General features: G+C 64.9%; 14 protein-coding genes. 10 read left to right on the plus strand and 4 right to left on the minus strand.

Annotation, left to right across the window (positions count from 1 at the left end):
- Positions 1–70 precede the first annotated feature (70 nt).
- Both BBA01S_RS18200 and BBA01S_RS18205 read right to left on the minus strand, forming a co-directional pair.
- The gene (locus tag BBA01S_RS18200; RefSeq protein ID WP_245641517.1) at positions 71–1,171 is read right to left on the minus strand and encodes a formylglycine-generating enzyme family protein; all 1,101 of its coding nucleotides are present in this window, start codon (positions 1,169–1,171) and stop codon (positions 71–73) included.
- A gap of 1 nt (position 1,172) precedes the next feature.
- Positions 1,173–2,900, minus strand: a complete 1,728-nt coding sequence (locus tag BBA01S_RS18205) for an arylsulfatase (RefSeq protein WP_218004248.1) — start codon at positions 2,898–2,900, stop codon at positions 1,173–1,175.
- Between the two features lie 281 nt (positions 2,901–3,181).
- Between BBA01S_RS18205 and BBA01S_RS18210 the strand changes: the two genes are divergently transcribed.
- The 3 genes from BBA01S_RS18210 to BBA01S_RS18220 all read left to right on the plus strand — a co-directional run bounded on the left by BBA01S_RS18210 (position 3,182) and on the right by BBA01S_RS18220 (position 6,791).
- Complete coding sequence (locus tag BBA01S_RS18210) at positions 3,182–4,090, plus strand: LysR substrate-binding domain-containing protein (protein ID WP_027817705.1); 909 nt, start codon at positions 3,182–3,184, stop codon at positions 4,088–4,090.
- 132 nt (positions 4,091–4,222) lie between these two features.
- Positions 4,223–5,515 (plus strand): MFS transporter, encoded by a 1,293-nt coding sequence (locus BBA01S_RS18215; protein ID WP_027817706.1) that lies wholly within the window; start codon positions 4,223–4,225, stop codon positions 5,513–5,515.
- A gap of 25 nt (positions 5,516–5,540) precedes the next feature.
- On the plus strand, positions 5,541–6,791 hold the full coding sequence (locus BBA01S_RS18220) for a metal-dependent hydrolase family protein (protein ID WP_027817707.1): 1,251 nt from the start codon (positions 5,541–5,543) through the stop codon (positions 6,789–6,791).
- 5 nt (positions 6,792–6,796) lie between these two features.
- Here BBA01S_RS18220 and BBA01S_RS41710 read toward each other — a convergent pair whose 3' ends face one another.
- Positions 6,797–8,371, minus strand: coding sequence for a GGDEF domain-containing protein (locus tag BBA01S_RS41710; protein ID WP_052391785.1), 1,575 nt, complete (start codon positions 8,369–8,371; stop codon positions 6,797–6,799).
- Positions 8,372–8,443: 72 nt separating this feature from the next.
- Between BBA01S_RS41710 and BBA01S_RS45210 the strand changes: the two genes are divergently transcribed.
- Positions 8,444–10,273, plus strand: a complete 1,830-nt coding sequence (locus BBA01S_RS45210; RefSeq protein WP_167336024.1) for a response regulator — start codon at positions 8,444–8,446, stop codon at positions 10,271–10,273.
- A 3-nt stretch (positions 10,274–10,276) separates the two neighbouring features.
- On the opposite strand, the gene BBA01S_RS18235 is transcribed toward BBA01S_RS45210, so the two are convergent.
- Positions 10,277–11,191, minus strand: a complete 915-nt coding sequence (locus BBA01S_RS18235) for a LysR family transcriptional regulator (RefSeq protein ID WP_027817708.1) — start codon at positions 11,189–11,191, stop codon at positions 10,277–10,279.
- A 93-nt stretch (positions 11,192–11,284) separates the two neighbouring features.
- Here BBA01S_RS18235 and BBA01S_RS18240 point away from each other — a divergent pair, with 93 nt between their 5' ends.
- The 6 genes from BBA01S_RS18240 to BBA01S_RS18265 all read left to right on the plus strand — a co-directional run bounded on the left by BBA01S_RS18240 (position 11,285) and on the right by BBA01S_RS18265 (position 19,497).
- Positions 11,285–12,850 carry an AMP-binding protein gene (locus BBA01S_RS18240; RefSeq protein ID WP_027817709.1) on the plus strand — a complete coding sequence of 522 codons (1,566 nt, stop codon included), beginning with the start codon at positions 11,285–11,287 and terminating at the stop codon, positions 12,848–12,850.
- 41 nt (positions 12,851–12,891) lie between these two features.
- On the plus strand, positions 12,892–14,067 hold the full coding sequence (locus BBA01S_RS18245) for an acyl-CoA dehydrogenase family protein (RefSeq protein WP_027817710.1): 1,176 nt from the start codon (positions 12,892–12,894) through the stop codon (positions 14,065–14,067).
- Between the two features lie 71 nt (positions 14,068–14,138).
- Positions 14,139–15,500 (plus strand): MFS transporter, encoded by a 1,362-nt coding sequence (locus tag BBA01S_RS41720; protein ID WP_084162272.1) that lies wholly within the window; start codon positions 14,139–14,141, stop codon positions 15,498–15,500.
- Between the two features lie 64 nt (positions 15,501–15,564).
- Positions 15,565–17,472: an alkyl/aryl-sulfatase gene (locus tag BBA01S_RS18255; RefSeq protein ID WP_027817711.1), complete on the plus strand. Its 1,908-nt coding sequence runs from the start codon at positions 15,565–15,567 to the stop codon at positions 17,470–17,472.
- Between the two features lie 183 nt (positions 17,473–17,655).
- The gene (locus BBA01S_RS18260) at positions 17,656–18,717 is read left to right on the plus strand and encodes a porin (RefSeq protein WP_027817712.1); all 1,062 of its coding nucleotides are present in this window, start codon (positions 17,656–17,658) and stop codon (positions 18,715–18,717) included.
- A gap of 156 nt (positions 18,718–18,873) precedes the next feature.
- Positions 18,874–19,497, plus strand: coding sequence for an outer membrane lipoprotein (locus tag BBA01S_RS18265; protein ID WP_027817713.1), 624 nt, complete (start codon positions 18,874–18,876; stop codon positions 19,495–19,497).
- Positions 19,498–19,513 lie beyond the last annotated feature (16 nt).

The raw sequence follows: 19,513 nt of genomic DNA on the forward strand, positions 1-19,513 counted from the left end.
CTAAATTGTTATTTGATTGTTGCTGCTGATGATTCAGGACGCGGCTCGCACCGCGTCCTGGTTCAATCGCTTATGAAGCAGGCATTCTCAGCACCGTGCGAAAGCCGATGTGATTGGTGCCCATCGTGAGGTCCTGCGCATGACGCGCGCTCGGCCGATAACGCTTGCAGTAAATGGGCGAGCAGAGAAACGAGCCGCCCTTGATCGTACCGAACTGCGTACCGCGCGCGCGGGCGACCAGCGCGTCCTCCAGGTCGACGGCGGGCGCGGGCGGCGGCTCGGCGGCCTGCTGCGCATGGGTCTGCTGCCACGGATCCTTCACCCATTGCCAGACGTTGCCGACCATGTCGTACAGCCCATAACCATTGGCCGGAAAGCAGCCGACCGGCGAGGTCGAAACGAAACCGTCCTTGTCGCTGTTCTGGAACGGGAACGCGCCCTGCCAGGTGTTGGCCATCATCTTCGAGCGCAGTTCGAACGTATCGCCCCACGGATAGACCGCGTTCTTGCCGCCGTGCGCCGCGTACTCGTATTCGGCCTCGGTCGGCAGGTCGCGGCCCAGCCACTTCGCGTAGGCCTGCGCGTCTTCGTAGGCGATCTGCACGACCGGATGATTCGCGAGACCGTCAATCGAGCTATCCGGCCCGTCCGGATGCCGCCAGTCCGCACCCGGCATGTAGTGCCACCACTGCATCGCACCCACCAGCAGATCCTTCGGCGGCAGGAACACGGTGGAGCCAGGACGCGTCATCGCCGCCGGTACGCCGGGATAGCGTGCGGGATCGAGCCCGCGCTCGGCCAGCGTGCGATAGCCCGTGGCCGCCACGAAGCGCGCGAACTGCGCGTTGGTCACGTCGTACCGGTCGATCATGAACGCGCCCACTTTCACGGCGCGTGCGGGTGCTTCCTCGGGATAGTCGCTGTCCGAGCCCATGACGAAGGTGCCCGCAGGCACTTTCACCTGGTCGGCTGCCTCGCCGGAAGGCGGCAAACCGCCGAACGCCTTGCACGTCTTCAGCGTGCCGAGCGGGGGCACAACCGCGCCAGCGCCGGCGGCGGGCACACTGGCCACGGCGCGCGAAGCCCCGTCGACGCCGCCCGCCAGCGCAGCCCACGCAAGCGCCACAGCGCATGCCGGGAGCGCCATCGCCTTGAATCGGGGGCGCGCCATATCAGTAGTCCGCGCGCGGATAGGACGTATCGCGCCCGGTCTCCACGACGTTGTTCTGCTGCACGTATTGCGACCACTCGGTCAGCAACTGCTCGACGACTTCAGGACGCTTCGCGGAAAGATCGTGCAATTCGCCGCGATCGTGCGCGAGATCGTAAAGCTGCCAATGGCCCTTGCCGTTGTCGTACGAATAGACAAGCTTCCAGTTGCCCTTGCGCAGCGCATTGCGGCCCATCAACTCCATGCCGTAGACGTAATCGTCGACGTGCACGCGTTTGCGCTCGCCCGTCAGCCACGGTTTCATCGACATGCCCTGCATCGGCAGCACGGTCTGGCCATGAAATTCGATGCCGGGCTGATGGATGCCCGCGAAGTCCAGGATCGTCGGCGTGAAGTCCTTGACCGTGAGGATCTGCTCGGCTTTGCCCGGCTGGACATGCCCCGGATACGTAATGAACGACGGCGAGCGAATCCCGCCTTCATTCGTATACGCCTTGAACAGGCGGAACGGTTGCGCGCTCACCTGTCCCCACGCCGGCCCTTCGAAGACGAACGAATCGGGCCTGCCGATATTGTCGAGCGCGTTGTTGAAATCGTGCGCGATCCATTGCGCGTTGCCGCTGTCCTTGTCCCACTCGTTGCCCTCGGGGCCGTTGTCGGAGAGGAACACGATCAGCGTGTTGTCGAACTGCCCGCTTGCCTTCAGGTAATCGATCAGCCGGCCGACGTTGCGGTCGAGTTCGCTCACCATCGCGGCATAGGCTTCGAACGTGCGCGCCGAACGCGCCATTTCCTCTGCGCTCAGTTCGCGCCAGGGTTTCGTGCCTTCGGGCAAGGGCGCGGGCTTCGTATCGGCGGACACGAGACCCAGGCGCTTCATCTTGTCGATTCGGCGCTGCGCGATCACGTCATAGCCCACGTCGTACTGGCCACGGAAGCGGCGCAGCGCGTCGTCGGGAGCCTGCAGCGGCAAATGGGCCGCCGTGTAGGCCGCATACGCAAAGAACGGCCGGTCGCCGCGTGACTTGTCGCTCAGATAGTCGATCAGCTTGTCGGTATAGGTGCGCGACGAATAGAAGTCTTCGGGCAGGTCGATCTTCTTGCCGTCCTCGCGATACGTCGGCTCCGGCGAATCCGACGTAATGCGCATTTCCTTTTCCTTGAAATGCGCCGCACCGCCGTTCATGAGCGCATAGGAGCGCAGGAAGCCGCGCTGATCGGGCCGCATGCCGTCGCTCGCGCCAAGGTGCCACTTGCCCGCCATCACCGTCCAGTAGCCGCCGTCCTTCATGATCTCGGGCAGCGCCGCCACACGGTGATTGAGGCCGCCCTCGTAGCCCGGATGGTTGACTTCCTCGGGTGTGAGATGCGGCGTAATCATCTCGGCCATATTGCCCACGCCCGCGAGGTGATTGTCGATGCCCGAGAGCAGCATCGAGCGCGTCGGCGAGCACGTCGGCGCGACATACATCGTATCGAGCAGGCGTCCCTGCGCGACCAGCGCGTCGAGATTCGGCGTGGGAATCTCGCTGCCGAATGCGCCCAGATCCGAGCGGCCCAGGTCGTCGGCGACGATCAACAGGACGTTGGGGCGCGCGGCGGACTGGACAGTTGCAGGGGAATTCGTCTGGTTATTCGCAGCGGCAGGCGTCGCGGCCTGTGCGAAAGAGAATGCGGCGAGAAGCGCGCAACCGCTCAACGCGGTGGCTGCATGAGTTTTCAGACCCAAGGTCATCTCCGTTATCGTGGTTATGGTGCGAGAACAGCGGATTCGCAGGTCTACGATACGGAGCCAAAAAGGCCACGCAGTATCACAAATCGGCAAACCGTCTCGAAGGCATCGTGGATACCTGTGCGAGCGCCTGCGCACAAGGGGGTTTTCCCTTGCATGCGTGCAGCGCATGCATCGCGTGCCCCCAATCCCAGTCAAGGCGCGTGCAGCAAAATATGGACGACCGTGCGCAACGCTTGCATCATGTCGTCAGTCCATTTCGACGCTCGTACGCCTCCATGCGCCTCACGCCTCTACCGCCGCTGCAGTGCCTCGTCGCTTTCGAAGCCGCCGTGCGCCACGCCAGCTTCACGCGCGCCGCTGCCGAACTGCATCTCACGCAAAGCGCCATCAGCCGCCAGATCCAGCAGCTGGAGGAATTCCTGGGCCGTTCGCTGTTCGTGCGCGAGCATCGTGCATTGCGCCTCACCATCGCGGGCGAACAGTACGCGGCGCAGGTACAACGCCTGCTCACCCAATGCGCCGAAGCCACCGCCGACGTCATGAAACACCACGCCGCGCTCGAACTGACCGTGGCGTGTTCGTCGGGCGTGGCGGTGCTCTGGCTCACGCCGCGCTTGCCGCTCTTTCGCGCGGCGTTTCCCGATATCAAGTTGCGCCTGATCGTGCGCGACGGGCTGGCCGCGATGTCGCCCGCCGAATTCGACGTCGGCGTCTATTACGTGCGGCAGCAGGCCAGCGCCGACTACACGGCGCGCCGTCTATTCGAGGAAGAAGTCTTTCCGGTCTGCTCGCCCGGCTATCTTGCGGGGCGCACGCTGGAACCCGCCGACCTGATCGGCGAAACCTTGCTGCTGCTCGAAGACGGCCAGCGCCAGTGGATGTCGTGGTCGGAATGGCTCGACTACAACGGCGTGGCGATGCCGAAAGCGCAGCAAGGCATGACCATCAACAGCTATCCACAGGTCGTGCAACTGGCGATCCTGGGCCAGGGCATTGCATTGGCCTGGCGTCATATGATCGACGCCTGCCTCACGCAAGGACTGCTCACGCGCGTCACGCAGGCCAGCGCGAGCCACGGCGGCGGCTACTATGTGATTTCGCCAGCCGACCGCTCGCAGAGCCAGGCCGCCCGCCTTTTCACGCGCTGGCTATTCGAACAGGCCGAGGCGCAACGCAGCCTGTAAAAGCGCCCGGCGCGCGATGCATGCGCGCCACGCATGCAAGCATGCGAATTTTTCGTTTCAGAAATAAATAGCGCCATCCTTAGCATCGGGGTCATGCGGGAGACATCCCGCCTTCCACACCAGGAGGAGGCCATGCAGGGAACGCTTTCACCGCGCGCCGCGCGTACTGTCAGTAGCGCCGCGCAGCAGCGCCGCCGCGCGATTATCGCCACCGTCCTCGGCAACGGGCTCGAATGGTTCGATTTCACCGTCTACAGCTTCTTCGCCGTCACCATCGCGAAGCTGTTCTTCCCGTCCGGCAACGAGCTGACCTCCGTACTTCTGGCCGTGGCCACCTTCGGCGTGGGCTTTTTCATGCGGCCCGTCGGCGGCATCGTGCTTGGCATCTACGCGGACAAGGTCGGCCGCAAGGCGGCGCTCTCGCTCACGATCCTGTTGATGGCGCTGGGCACGGCGCTGATCGGCTTCGCGCCTACTTACGAGCAGGCCGGCATCGCCGCGCCGCTGCTGATCGTCGCCGCGCGTCTGTTGCAGGGTTTTTCGGCGGGCGGCGAGATGGGCGGCGCAACGGCCTTCCTGACCGAATACGCCCCGCCCGGACAACGCGCCTGGTATTCGAGCTGGATCCAGTCGAGCATTGGCTTCGCCGTGCTGCTGGGCGCGGCCACCGGCACCTTCGTCACCACGGTGCTGAGCCCCGAAGCGCTGCATAGCTGGGGCTGGCGCGTGCCCTTCCTGCTCGGCATCCTGGTCGGCCCCGTGGGCTATTTCATCCGCAGCCAGATGGACGAGACCCCTGCGTTCAGCGCGGTCGAGGCGCAGGCGCGCGAGAACTCGCCGCTCAAGGAAGTGCTTTCGGAGTTTCCGCGCGAAACCTTCGCGAGCTTTTCGATGGTGATTCTCTGGACGGTCTGCACCTACGTGCTGCTGTTCTATATGCCGATGTATTCGGTGCGCACGCTGCACCTGTCGCAAACGACCGGCTTCGCATCGGGCATGATCGGCGGCCTCATGATCCTGTGCTGCGCGCCGGTCGTCGGCAAGCTCGCCGACCGTTATGGCCGCCGGGTGTTTCTCTCGGGCGCGGCGCTCGCCGTCCTCTTGCTCGCGTGGCCCATGTTCGCGTGGATCAACCATGCGCCCAGCTTCGGCTCGCTGCTGGTCTTCCAGGCCGTATTCGGCGTGCTGATCGCGATCTATACAGGGCCGATCCTCGCCGCGCTCGCAGAACTGTACCCAACCCGCGTGCTCTCCACCGGCCTCTCGGTCGCGTACAACTTCGCGGTGACGATCTTCGGCGGCTTTGCGCCCTTCCTCATCACCTGGCTGATCGCCCGTACGGGCAGCAACATGGCGCCCGCGCTCTACGTGATCGTGGCGGCTGCGATCAGCCTTGTCGGCACGCGCTTCGTCAAGGACGCGTGAAACCCCTGCATTTCAAGGACTCTCCATGACCATCACGGTTCTCAAAGGCGGCAACGTCCTCGACCTCGAACGAGGCGTGCTGCTCGAACATCATCATGTCGTGATCGAGGACGAGCAGATCGTCGAGGTCAGCGACCGCCCCATCGATATCGCGAATGCGCAGATCGTCGACGTGCGCGGCAAGACGGTGATGCCGGGCCTGATCGACTGCCACGTCCACGTGCTGGCGTCGAATGCGAACCTGGGCGCCAACGCCGGACAGCCTAATATCCTTGCCGCGATTCGCGCGTTGCCGATTCTCGACGCGATGCTCTCGCGCGGCTTCACGAGCGTGCGCGATGCGGGCGGTGCGGACTGGGCGCTCATGCAGGCGGTCGAAACCGGCCTCGTGCCGGGGCCGCGCATTTTCCCTTCGGGCAAGGCGCTTTCGCAAACGGGCGGTCACGGCGACTTCCGTCCGCGCGGCGACTTGCTGGAGCCGTGCTCGTGCTGCTTCCGCACGGGTGCGATTGCACGCGTGGTGGATGGCGTCGATGCCGTGCGCCTGGCCGTGCGCGAGGAAATCCAGAAGGGCGCCACGCAGATCAAGATCATGGCGTCCGGCGGCGTGGCGTCGCCGACCGACCCCATCGCCAATACCCAGTACTCCGAAGCGGAAATCCGCGCCATCGTCGAGGAAGCCCAGGCCGCGAATACCTACGTGATGGCGCATGCATACACGGGCCGCTCGATCGCGCGTGCGGTGCGTTGCGGCGTGCGCACGATCGAGCACGGCAACCTCGTCGATGAGGAAGCCGCGCGCGTGATGCATGAGCACGGCGCATACGTGGTGCCCACGCTCGTGACCTATGACGCGCTCGCCCGGCATGGCGCGCAGTTCGGCCTGCCGCCCGCCTCGGTCGCCAAGGTCGCCGCCGTGCAGCAGGCGGGCCGCGAATCGCTGGAGGTGTATGCGAAGGCCGGCGTGCCGATGGGGTTCGGCTCCGACCTGCTCGGCGAGATGCACGCGTTCCAGTGCGGTGAATTCCGCATTCGCGCTGACGTGCTGGGCAACCTGGCAGCGCTGCGCTCGGCAACCACGGTCGCCGCCGAAATCGTCGATATGAAGGGCAAGCTGGGCACGATCGCAGCGGGCGCCATCGCCGATATTCTCGTGCTCGACGGCGATCCGCTCGCGGACATCAACGTGATCGCCGGCGAAGGCGAACGCGTGGCTTACGTGCTCCAGCGCGGCAAGATCGTGAAATCGGGCGCCGCGGCACGGGAGCTACGTTAAGCAGGTCAAACGTGCGCGGCGAGCGTCTGCGCGGAGTCGAACGCATCGAGCACGCTCGCGCACACGCGGTTGCGCCCGCTTGACTTGGCGATGAGCAACTGGGCGTCGGCGGATTCAAGCAGCTTTTCTGCGCCATCCTCCACGCCCGGTGTCGCCTTGATGGTCGCGCATCCCACGCTGACCGTCACCGCACCCGTATCGCTTTTCGCGTGAGCGATACGCAACCCTTGCACCGCCTGCCGCACCCGCTCGGCGATTTGCGCGGCTTCCTGCGCATCGGTGTCGGGCAGCACCACGGCAAACTCCTCCCCGCCATAACGCGCCGCCATGTCCTGCGCGCGCCGCGCCTGCGAACCGATGGCCTGCGCCACGCTTCGCAGCACTTCGTCGCCAACGGCATGGCCATATTCGTCGTTGAAGAGCTTGAAGCGGTCGATGTCGATAAACAGTATGGATAGCTGACGATTCTTCCGGCTCGCGCGACGCCATTCTTCGTCGAGCCGGTTGTCCAGGGCGCGGCGGTTGCTCAGGCCAGTGAGCGCATCGGTCAGCGATATCTTGCGCAGCTTTTCCAATGCCTTGTAACGCGAACGCAGCGCGCTTTCCAGTGCCATCGACCCGACAGCCAGGGTCAACGCGAACGCCAGGGCCAACGCGCCCTGCCAGAGCGCCTGGCGTTGCCAGATACGTAGCGTCATCTCCGTCGACGGCGTCACGACCACGGCAAGCGGTGCGCTATTGACGCGTGCCACGCAGCCCTTCACGCGCGCCATGTCGATACGCTCGATCGCGCCAGCCGATGTCTGCGGCACGACCAGCGACGCAGCCTCGTCCGGATGAACCGCATTGGCCAGCACGACGCCGTCCTCGCGCACGACGCGCACCGCATCGACATCGCGCGACTCGAAGCGGCTGATAAAGCGCTGGAGATTGTCGAGCCGCACCACCAGCACCGCAACGCCGCCGAAGCCGTGGCCTGGCGTTTCGATAGTGCGTGCAAGCGCAACAGAGCGACGTCCGTCGCGAATGCGCGACGCGAGAGGTTCCGAAACATAGAGTTCAGGTGCAGTGCCGTGCGCCGTACCGTGCGACAGCGCCTGAAAGTAGTCGCGGTCGTGCAGGTCGATCCGCGCCGCGCCCGGGTTGTCGGGCGGCGCTTCAAGCATGCCGTCCGCCCCGACGATAAACGCATCGTCCAGAAATTCATGCGAGATCGCCTGACTGAAACGAATACGTTCGCGAACGTTCTCGGTCATAGGCGCCGACGAGTCGCGCGCCGGGGATGCCATGTCTGCGAGCAGCGCGTCGTAGATGGTCATGTTGGCGCTCAGGCCGCCCGCGACCAGCGACGCGACACTCTGCGCGCGCTCCTGGGCGCGTTCGATGCGCCCCGCGCGGTCGGCCGTGAGCCACGCGGTCGTGCTGGCGAGCACCACGATGGCGCACAGCACCCCCGCGACAGAAATCAGGTCGGGCCGCGCATCGAGCGCGCCCAGCAGGCAGCGAGACCAGCCGCGCAGGCCCCTGCCGATGAAGCGGCCCGCACGGGCGAATGATGCGATGACACGTCGGGTGGACACGTAATTCTCCTTATGTTCCGGGACGACGCGCGAGCGAATTCCCGAAGTCCTCGTCTATTCTCGGCTGATACGTTGCCGCGCGATATCGCAGAATCGCGATATGCGTGTAGAGAAATCGCTACACTCGAACCGGGCGGCGTAACGGGAACCCGAATGAGCACAAGCATCGTCATCGCGGAAGGACAGACCATCACGCGCCAGGCCGTGCGCCTGCTCGTCGAACGCGCGGGCTATCGCGTGCTTGCGGAAGCCGCGGACGGCATGAGCGCCGTGCAGCGCGTGCTGCAGCAGCGGCCCGATATCGTCATCATCGGCCTGCAAATGCGCCGTCTTTCCGGCCTGGAAGCGATCCGGCGCATTCACCACGAATTGCAGAATACGCGCATCGTCGTGCTCTCGGCGCTGGACAGCGCGCATTCGATGAGCCTGTGCGCCCACGCGGGCGCGGCGGCTTTCGTTAGCAAACAAGGTGAGCTGTCCGAACTGATTTCCGCGCTCGACGCGGTGCGGCGCGGACGTAGCTGGTTTCCCGTCGTCACCGACGCCAGCGCGTCGCCCGAGGCCGCGCAGATCGATGCCCTGTCGCCGCGCGAGCGGCTCGTCCTCTCGTATATCGTGAAAGGCGAGCGGCTGCGCCACATCGCCGCCGAACTCGCGCTCAGCGAGAGCACGGTTAGCACCTACAAGCGGCGCCTGCTCGACAAGCTCAATGCGGCTTCCGTGCTCGAACTCGCGGAGATCGTCCGCCGCAACGACGCGGATGCGACGCCCGTTCGCCCCGCGCCGGTGCGCGCCGTGCTCGACGCGCTGCCCTTTCATGCGACCCTGCGCGACCGCGAGGGCCGCGTGCTTTACCTGAACCGGCATGGCCGCGAAACGCTCGGCGAACGCGCGCAGCGGCTCGCGGGCACCGGATTTACCGAACACGCAAAATTGCTGGGTATTCCACTCGATCAGGCCGCGGAGCTTGAACGCGCGTTCGACGACGCGGTGCATGGCGGCCACACCTACCGGCGCGAAATCGCCGCCGACGGCAAGAACGGCATCGTCGCGGTGCTGCACTGGGGCGCGCCGTTTCATGACGGCGGCAAAGAGGATGCGATGCTCTGCGGCAGTATCAACATCACCGATCAGGAACAGCTTTTTGTGGCGCTGCGCGAGCAGCGCGTTCAGGCCGATGTGAGCGCTCGCCAGAAAGACGCGTTGCTCCAGCATGGCTTGCAGACACTCGCGCCGGACGTCGAGCGTCTGGGCGCGCTACTGGATCCTTTAAACGCGCTTGCGCCTGCGAGTAGCGCGGCCAATGAAGCGGCAACCGTGGTCGATTCGCTGCGCGCAAGCCTGAACCGGCTCGCATTGCTCGCGCGCGTACACGGCGAGTCGCAGGCAAGCGCGCTGGAGCGCGGCACGCCCGCAGCCATCGTGCGCGCCGCCGTCGATCAGGCACGCATGCGCCAGCCGCATGCGCAAATCACGCTGGACGTCGCCACGCCGCATTCGGCTGCGCGCGCGGCATGGCTGGACAGGCGGGCGTATGACGATCTGCTCGGGCTGTTGATCGATGCCGCGCTAGGTGCAGCACGTGACACGCGACATGTCGTCGTCGAATTGAAGATCTCGGCGCGCACACGCGGGATGCTCGACCTGGCGCTGAACATCGATGCCACATTATCGACAGCCAGACACGCGACTAAATCGGCCACTAAATCGGCCACTAAATCGAACACCAGGCGCATCCCACGCAAACCCACACGCGAGCGCACTGCGTGGCTCATGCCCGCGTGCGAGAAGATCGCGCGCGGGATCGACGCATCGCTCGATTGCGTCGACGACGGACAGCACTGCCATATCGCCCTCAACGCCCGGCTGGCGCGCGCAGAAGAAGACCACGCTGGCCGATAAGGACTATTCCATCGCGACTGCGCCCGCCGCGGGCTTCGCGCGCTGCAACAGTTCGATTAGCCGCTGCGCGAGCGGCGACACATAACCGCCTGCCCGCACGATGGCGCCCACGCTGCGGCCCAGTTCCAGCTCGCTGGGATCGAGATTCAGGCGCGCGAGGCCGCGCTGCGCATTCACCGAGGCATTGCCCGCGATACACAGCATGCGCGAGCCGCGCAGCAGTTCCAGCAGTGCGGGCACCGCGAAATCCGTCTCCACGCGCAGTACCGGCTCGGGCAGCCCCTGGCGGCGAAACGCATCGTTGACCTGGCGGCGCAACGGAATATTCATGCCCGGCAGCAGCCAGTCTTCGCCGACGAGATCGCGCAGCTTGACCCGTGTCTTGCGCTGCAACGGATGCGATTCGTCGGCCATGACATGAAGGCGGTCGTTGAATAACGGCACCGTGGCGAATTCGCGGCCCACGTCGGGCGGCTCGGGCGCCACGGCCATGTCCAGTTCGCCCCCGTTCATCAGCGCGAACAGATCGTTGGCGAGGCGGCGGCGCAATCGCAGCCGTGCGGCGGGACGCTCGTTCATCAACTGCCGGCAAGCGCGCAGCACGATCGAGTCCGGCACCGTCGGCGAATAGCCGACACGCAGGATGCCCTGCTCGCCCGTCTGGATCGCGCGCAATTCCTTGAGCGCGTCCTCATATTCGAGCGCGATGCGCCGCGCGCGCTCGACGAACACCGTGCCGCCCGGCGTGAGCGCCACGCCGTTCGGGCTGCGATGAAACAAGGCCAGGCCCACTTCGCTCTCGATCCGCTTGATGGCCTTGGTCAGCGCGGGCTGGCTCATGCCCAGCGCCTCCGCCGCCTTGCCGATTCCTCCGCAACGTTGGACTTCGAGCAGATAGTCCAGATCGCGTGTCTCCATGCCATTCCTTTCGGTTATGGGTTTATAGCCACCGCTTCATTGCGGTGATGACCGACATATTACACACTGAACCGACATTCATTGGAGACCTGAATGAGCTTCCCGTATTTCCTGCGTCGCGCCGCGGCCTATTGGGGCGACTTGCCCGCTGTGATCCATCGCGACCGAACGCTGAACTATCGACAACTCGAAGCGCGCTCGAACCAGCTCGCCCATGCGCTGCTCGCGCTCGGCCTGCAGCGCGGCGACCGCGTGGCCGTGCAGTCGCGCAACTGCACCGAACTCGTCGAAATCGAATGCGCGCTGTACAAGGCGGGCCTCGTCAAGGCCGCGCTCAACCCGCGCTTTACCGCGGCGGAAGCCAGCGACGTCGCGGAGAACTGCACGCCGCGCGTACTGATCGCGGGGCGCGGCTACGCGGGCTACACGCGTGCGACGCCGGGTTTCGCGAGCGTCGATGCATTCATCGCCATCGGCGGCGCCGAGGGTTATCTCGACTATGAAGCGCTGCTTTCGCAAGCCGCTTCGCATGCGCTGGATATCGTCAGCCAGGCAGACGATCTGGCCGTGCTGCATTTCTCGTCGGGTTCCACGGGCAAGATCAAGGCCGCGATGCAGAGCTACGGCAACCGCATGGCGTCGCTGCGCAAGCTGCTGATGGGCATGGATTCGCAGCCGCGCCCCGGCGACCGCCTGGCGCTGGTCGGGCCGATTACGCATGCCTCGGGCATGCTCATGCAGCCGTTTCTTTATGGTGGCGCGACGCTTGTGCTGTTTGACCGCTTCGAGCCGGAGGCCTTCCTTGCCGATCTCGAACGCCTGAAGGTCACGCACGTCTTCATGGTGCCCGCGATGGTCAACATGCTGCTCAACGAGCCGGCGCTCATGCGCACCGATCTCAGCGCGCTCAAGTCGCTCTCGTACGGCGCAGCGCCCATGGCGCCCGCACGCATCGAAGAAGCATGGGCGCGCTTTGGCCCCATCCTTTCGCAAGGCTATGGCGCGAGCGAATCGACCTCCGGCGTCACGCGTCTCACCGTCGCCGACCATGCCTTCGCCATCGCGCAACGGCCCGAGCGGCTCGCCTCCTGCGGCCGCCCGATGGGCGAGACCGAAGTGCGGGTGATCGGCGAAGACGGCCGCCCGCTCGCTGCCGGTGAGGTCGGCGAAATCGCCGTACGCGGCGACGACGTCTTCAAAGGCTACTGGGGCGCGCCGGAACTCAGCGCCGAAGTGCTCGTGGACGGCTGGCTGCTGACGGGCGACCTCGCCCGCACCGATGAAGAAGGCTATCTCTATCTCGTCGATCGCAAGAAGGACATGATCATCTCGGGCGGCTTCAACGTCTATCCGACCGAAGTGGAGGCGGTGCTCTACCGGCATCCCGATGTGCTCGAAGCCTGCGTGTTCAGTGTGCCCGACGAGCGCTGGGGTGAAGGCGTGAAAGCGGCCGTGGTGCTCAAGCCGCAGCGCGCGGGCGCAACCCATGCCGCAAGCGCCGACGACCTCGTCGCCCATTGCCGCACGCTGCTCGCCGATTACAAGCTGCCGCGCTCGATCAGCTTCGTGAGCGAACTGCCGCGCAATGCAAGCGGCAAGATCGCACGCAAGATCGTGCGCGAACAGTACTGGCAGGGCTCGGATCGCCGCGTCAACTGACCCTCGTCCGTTTCATAACGAATCACTCAGGATAGCGAATCATGTTCGACTACGTGACCGATCCCCTCTTCGACGCCACGCGCAAAGATATTCGCCGTTTCGTCACCGAGGAACTCGCGCCGATGGAGCGTGAGCTCGGCTTCGACTCCGAAAGCGTCTGGCCGCGCGACGTGTTGCGCCGTGTGTGGAAACGCTCGGCGGAACTGGGCTTCTATTCGGCCTGCCTGCCCGTGCAACTGGGCGGCAAAGGCTTTTCGATCCTTCAGCAATGCGCACTTAAAGCGGATCTTGCCGCGAGCGGGTGTTCGCTTGCGATTCACGTGCTGGGCGACCTGGGCGGGCCGCCGCGGGTGGGCAACATGCTCAAGTACGCGACGCCCGACCAATTGCAGCGCTATTTCATGCCCGTGATACGCGGCGAGAAGTCGACCTGCTTCGCACTGACCGAGCCGCATTCCGGATCGGACGCGCAAAGCATTCGCACCACCGCCGTTGAAGACGGCGACGACCTGATCGTGAGCGGCCACAAGCACTACATCAGCGGCGCGCCGTTCGCGGACTTCGCCATGGTGATGTGCGTGACCGACCCGGCGGCGACGCCGCCCGCCATCAGCGCGGTGCTGGTCGACCTCGACCTGCCGGGCGTCACGGTCGAACAGGAATACGTGCCGATGTCGGGCCAGCATATCGATGCCGATATCCGCTTCGACAATGTGCGCGTCCCGCGAGCGAACCTGTTTGGCGGTGCGGGCAACGGCTTCAAGCTCGGCATGTCGCGCATCAACGTGAACCGCCTGCTGCACTGCCCGACCATGCTCGGCCTTGCGACGTCGGTGTACGAGGCCTCGCTCGACTATGCGCGCAGCCGCCGCCAGTTCGGCCAGCCCATCGCGCGCTTCCAGGCGATCCAGCACATGCTCGCCGACATGGCCGCTACGTTGTGGGCCTGCGAAAGCATGATCGCGCAGACCGCTGCCCTTGCGGACGCGGGCGGCGACCTGCGCATGAAGGCGGCGGCCTGCAAGGTGTTCGTCTCCGAGCGCTGCTTCGAAGTGGCCGACAAGGCCGTGCAGATTCACGGCAACGTGGGCGTGACGCGACACCATCCGGTGGAGCAGGCGTTCCGCAAGCTACGCATGTTCCGCATTTTCACGGGCACGAGCGAGATTCAGCGCAATACCATCGCGCGCGCGATTCTCGACCCCGCTGCCGCGTGAAGCAGGTAGCGCGATAAGCGAACAGAAAGGCGCGCGAACGACGCGCCTTCGATACAAGATCGGAGACAGGCATGTCCGCAAACGGTAGTGACCATCGCGATTATCGCGGCCATCGCGATTATCGCGGCCATCGCGACTATCGGCCCGCACGCGCGTGGTCTATCGCCATCATGCTCGCGCTGATGATGATGGTGAATTTTCTCGACAAGATCGTATTCGGCATGGTCTCCGTGCCGATGATGCGCGATCTCGGCCTCACGCCCACTCAGTTTGGCCTGATTGGCGGCAGCCTCAACTGGCTGTTTGCCATTTCGGCGGTGGTGGGCGGCGTGCTCGCCGACCGCGTCGCCACGCGCGTCATCTTGCTGCTGATGGCCCTGTCGTGGTCGCTGCTGCAATTGCCGATGCTGTTCGCAAGCTCGATGGCCGTGATTCTGGTGTTGCGCGTACTGCTGGGCGCGGGCGAAGGCCCGGCCTCGCCGGTCGCGCTGCACGCGATCTACAAGTGGTTTCCCGATGAGAAACGCGGCCTGCCCGCTGCGGTGCTTTATCAGGGCAGCGCGCTGGGCCTGTTCATCGCGGGCCTCGCGATTCCACTCATTACCGCGCGCTGGGGCTGGCGTGCCAACTTCGCCGTGCTGGCCGTGCTGGGTTTCGTGTGGTGTGCGGGCTGGCTTGTGTTCGGTGCGGAAGGGCCGCTCGACTTTTCGCGCCGTGTTTCTGCGGGTCGGAATGCACAGCATGCGCCGCGCGTGCCCTGGCGGGTGCTGCTTGCGGATCGCACGATTGTCGGCAACTTCTGCGGGCATTTCGCGGCGAACTGGGTGCTGGCCACTTCGCTTACCTGGATGCCGCATTATCTGCAAGCGGGCCTGGGTTATAGCGCGAGCACGTCGGGTCGGATGTTTGCGCTCTTCGTCGGCATTACGACGCCGATGGGTCTTGGCTTTGCCTGGCTCTCGCAGCAGATGCTCTGCGCAGGCATGCCGTCGCGCCGCGCGCGGGGCCTTTTTATCGCCGTGACGCTGGGCGTGGCTGGACTGATGCGCATGGTGGTGTTCGCGCCCGCACTCGGCCCCTTCGAGAAAGTCCTGCTGCTCACGCTCAGCAGCGGCCTCACGCTCGCGATGTATTCGGTCGGCCCGGCGATGCTCAGCGAAGTCGCGCCCGATGGTCAACGCGGTGCGATTCTCGCGCTGAGCAATGCGATCGGCTCGCTTGCGGGCCTGAGCGCGCCGCTGCTCACCGGCATGCTCATCGAACACGCGCGCGGCGACACTGCCATCGGCTTCGAACAATCGTGCGTGCTGGCTGGTTTCGTGCTGATCGGCTGCGCCGCGCTGTGTGCACGCTGGCTCGATCCGCAACGCTCGCGCGCCGCGCTGCGCACGCAACCGGAGCCGGAATTCGCCCCCTCGCGCACGACGCATTAAACCTCTTGATGGCGTGGCGCGCCGTGTGAAGCGCGCGCCACGCCCGTTGAGCCTTCCTGAGATCATGAACGACACACTCCCCTTCCAGCGCGCCACACAGGCCACCATCGACGCGCAAGTCGCCGCGCAACGCACACTCCCCACCGACGATCCGCTCGATATCGAAGAAGCGCAGCGCGGCTTCATCGGCACGATTCCCGACGCCGAGATTCGCGACGCCTATGGCCGTCTCGTCTGGAGCATGGCCGATTACGCCTTTCTCGACGAGGAAAACGCGCCGACCACTGCAAATCCCGCGCTCTGGCGCCAGGCGCGGCTGAACCGGCTGCATGGCCTGTTCGCCGTCACTGACCGCATCTACCAGGTACGCGGCTTCGACCTGTCGAACATCACGCTGATCGAGGGCGACAGCGGCCTCATCGTCATCGACCCGCTAACTTGCCGCGAAACCGCTCACGCCGCGCTCGAACTCTATTACGCGCATCGCCCGCGCCGTCCCGTGGTTGCCGTGATTTACAGCCATAGTCATACGGATCACTTCGGCGGCGTCAAGGGCGTGATCGACGAAGCAAGCGTGCGCGCGGGCCAATGCGCGATCATCGCGCCCGAAGGCTTCATGGAAGAAGCCGTGTCCGAAAACGTGCTGGCCGGTACCGCAATGGAGCGGCGCTCACAATTCCAGTTTGGCCAGACGCTTGCGCGCAGCGCGTGCTGCCAGATTGACGCCGGACTCGGCAAGACCATGCCCAGCGGCTCGGTCACGCTGATCGAGCCTACGCAGCTGATTCGTCAGGAAACCGAAACACATACGATAGACGGCGTAGAAATCGTGTTTCAATTGACGCCCGATAGCGAAGCGCCCGCTGAAATGCACTTTTTCTTTCCGCAACTGCGCGCGCTGAACGTCGCGGAAAACGGCACGCGCACGCTGCACAACCTCTGCCCGTTGCGCGGCGCCCAGGTACGCAACGCGAAGCTCTGGTCGCGCTACCTGAACCAGGCCATCGAACGCTACGCAGGCGACGCCGACGTGGTGTTCGCGCAGCACCACTGGCCCACCTGGGGCACGGCGCGCCTCACCGGTTTTCTCGAACAGCAGCGCGACCTCTACAAGTACCTTCACGATCAGACGCTGCGCCTGATCAATCGCGGCCAGACCGCCGCCGAGATTGCCGAATCGCTCGCACTGCCCGATGCGCTGGCCGCGCAGTGGCACACGCGCGGCTACTACGGCACGATTTCGCACAACGTCAAGGCCATCTATCAACGCTACCTGAGCTGGTACGACGGCAACCCCTCGCATCTGCACGCCCTGCCCGACGAGGCCTCCGCGCCGCGCTACGTCGAATACATGGGTGGAGCGGATGCGATGCTCGAACGCGCACGCCGCGACTTCGCGCGCGGTGAATACCGCTGGGTCGCGGAGATCATGAATCGCCTCGTGTTCGCGCAGCCGCATCTGCGCGCGGCGCGCGAACTGGGTGCGGCCGCACTCGAACAGATGGGCTTCCAGGCCGAGTCCGCGACATGGCGCAACGCTTATCTGCTGGGTGCGCGCGAACTGCGCGAAGGCCCGGGCGCGGCAGCGGGACAGGTGATGCGCAGCCACGATCTCGTGCGCTCGCTCAGCGACGGCGCGTTTTTCGACTATCTCGCCGTGATGGTGGACGGGCTCAAGGCGCAGGCACTCGATATCCGCATGAGCTGGCACTTCACCGATCGCGACGCACGCTACGCACTGTATTTGAAGCACGGTGCGCTGACGTGGTCTACGGCTGCGCATCGCGACGCTCACGATCTGGGCGTAGCGATGACGCGCGCGACACTCGATCGCATCCTGCTAGGCGAAACGCAATTCGGCGCGGCCGTGGCCGAGGGCGAGATCGCGCTGGACGGCGCAAAAGCGTTGTTCGGCGCATTCCTGAAGACGCTTGAAAAGCCGGATGGGCGTTTTAACGTCGTCGAGCCCTGACGATCCCTGATTCGCGCGGTTCACTACGGCATGTCCGCATCGTCGGGGTAATTGCGGACATGCTCGCGGGGAATGTGTATATGCCAGACGCTTGATGGCGCGACCGGAAGCGCTCCGACACACTGAATGTCGATGATTGTTATTTCGTCATCCATATCAATTAAAAGAGCATCAAGGAGACAGATGAAAAAGCTTCTACTGACCGTTCTCGTCGGCGCAACGCTTCCGGCCGTCTCGCATGCGCAATCGGGCGTCACCCTCTATGGCTACCTGGGCGGCGGCGTGCGCTGGGTCAATGGCCTGAAGGGCGGCAGCGCCGTCACGTTCAACAACAATATTCTGGCTGGCAACCGCTTTGGCATTGCCGGCCAGGAAGACCTGGGCGGCGGCATCAAGGCGATCTTCAAGCTCGAAAACGCCTTCAATAGCGGCACCGGTGCGCTCAAGAATAGCGGCGTGCTGTTCTCACAGGCGGCCTATGCCGGCTTCAATGGCGACTATGGCCGCCTCACTTTTGGGCGCCAGGTCAGCTCGAACGAGTATGTTGCGATTCTCCTCGACCCGCTTGAAGGCCAGGGACAGACACTGGCGGTTTCGCCCACTGCGCTTTACTACTTTAACTATTTCACTTACGACACGCGCTTTAATAACACCATCAGCTATCTTGGACGCGCGGGCGGATTGCGTTACGGCGCGAGCTATTCGCCGGGCGGCGTCGCGGGCAACACACGTGCGGGCAGCAATGTCTCGGCGATGGCGCTGTACCAGTGGAGCGGCGGCCTCGCAGGCTTTGGCTACCAGAAGCAGTGGAACGCAGCCGCAACGCAATGGGCCGAAACCTTCCAGGGCGGCGGCTCGCTTGTCCTGGGCCCGGCGCGCCTCTTTCTCAGCTACGGCGACCTGCACGTGAGTTCGGCCACGCCGGGCGCGCCGCAGCGGCACGACCAGATGCCGGGCGCGGGGCTTGTCGTCATCCCAACGCCCGCCGTGCAATTGACGGCAGCGGTCTACTACGACCGCGCGACGCACATGGCGAACGCCAGACAGGGTAACGGCCACAAGCTCACGACCTACGCCGTCGCGGAGTATTACCTCTCCAAGCGCACCGAACTTTATGCGGAGGTCGATTTCGACGGCCTGTCCGGTGCGTATCGTAGCGATGCGCTGAATATCGCGGCACTCGGCATACGCTCGGGCACCTATTCGACGACTGGCGTATCGGTGGGCTTGATGACGCGGTTTTAAAGGGCGCACGCGGCGCGGCGCGTGATCGGCAACAGACTTTACACGTTGTTACCCGCGCGTAGCGGACGGCTGGACGGCCATTCCTTATACTCCGCCGAATCCGCTACCCGAAGACGGCCCGCCGCGCACCACGCGCGCAGCGCCGCAGAAAACACCGTGATGCCCATGCTCTCTACTCGCTCCGCCCTGACCGCCGCGCTCGTCGCTGCTACCGCCGTTTCGCTGTCCGCCTGTGTTGCGCCTGGCTACGGCCCGGGCTATTCGTCTTATGGTTCGCAACAGGGTTACCAGGGGCAATATGCGCAACCGGCCTACGCACAACCCGCCACGGTGCAGCAGCCGGCTTACACACCGCCTCCGCCGCCGCCCGCACAGCCTTATGACTCGCAGAATAGCGGTCAATATGGCGGACAGTACAACGCACCGCAGTACAACAATCAATACGGCACGCAGTACGGCACGATCGCCGCGATTCGCCCGGTCAGCAGCGCCACGAGCGCGGGCGGTGTCGGCGGAACGGTCGTTGGCGCGCTGGTGGGTGGCGTGCTCGGCAACCAGATCGGCCGGGGTCATGGCCGCGACGCCGCGACCGTCATCGGCGCGCTGGGCGGCGCCTACGCGGGCAACCAGATCGGCCAGCAGATGAGCGGCCCCGCAGGCTATCGCATCGACGTGCAAGTGAGCGACGGTTCGACACGCTCCTTCGACGTGCCGACGCCTGGCGACCTGCATCCTGGCGACCGCGTGCAGATCAACGGCAGCCAGCTCTCGCGTTATTGATTCGCACGCTGACGCT

It is taken from the genome of Paraburkholderia bannensis NBRC 103871, assembly GCF_000685015.1.
GTDB classification, from domain to species: Bacteria; Pseudomonadota; Gammaproteobacteria; order Burkholderiales; family Burkholderiaceae; genus Paraburkholderia; species Paraburkholderia bannensis.

What these genes read in the sequence shown, in the direction of transcription:
- BBA01S_RS18245 (WP_027817710.1), top strand. Translation starts at nt 12,892, where the DNA reads ATGTTCGACTACGTGACCGATCCCCTCTTCGACGCCACGCGCAAAGAT.
- BBA01S_RS41720 (WP_084162272.1), top strand. Translation starts at nt 14,139, where the DNA reads ATGTCCGCAAACGGTAGTGACCATCGCGATTATCGCGGCCATCGCGAT.
- BBA01S_RS18215 (WP_027817706.1), top strand. Translation starts at nt 4,223, where the DNA reads ATGCAGGGAACGCTTTCACCGCGCGCCGCGCGTACTGTCAGTAGCGCC.
- BBA01S_RS18210 (WP_027817705.1), top strand. Translation starts at nt 3,182, where the DNA reads ATGCGCCTCACGCCTCTACCGCCGCTGCAGTGCCTCGTCGCTTTCGAA.
- BBA01S_RS18255 (WP_027817711.1), top strand. Translation starts at nt 15,565, where the DNA reads ATGAACGACACACTCCCCTTCCAGCGCGCCACACAGGCCACCATCGAC.
- BBA01S_RS18240 (WP_027817709.1), top strand. Translation starts at nt 11,285, where the DNA reads ATGAGCTTCCCGTATTTCCTGCGTCGCGCCGCGGCCTATTGGGGCGAC.
- BBA01S_RS18235 (WP_027817708.1), bottom strand. Translation starts at nt 11,191, where the DNA reads ATGGAGACACGCGATCTGGACTATCTGCTCGAAGTCCAACGTTGCGGA.
- BBA01S_RS18260 (WP_027817712.1), top strand. Translation starts at nt 17,656, where the DNA reads ATGAAAAAGCTTCTACTGACCGTTCTCGTCGGCGCAACGCTTCCGGCC.
- BBA01S_RS18200 (WP_245641517.1), bottom strand. Translation starts at nt 1,171, where the DNA reads ATGGCGCGCCCCCGATTCAAGGCGATGGCGCTCCCGGCATGCGCTGTG.
- BBA01S_RS18220 (WP_027817707.1), top strand. Translation starts at nt 5,541, where the DNA reads ATGACCATCACGGTTCTCAAAGGCGGCAACGTCCTCGACCTCGAACGA.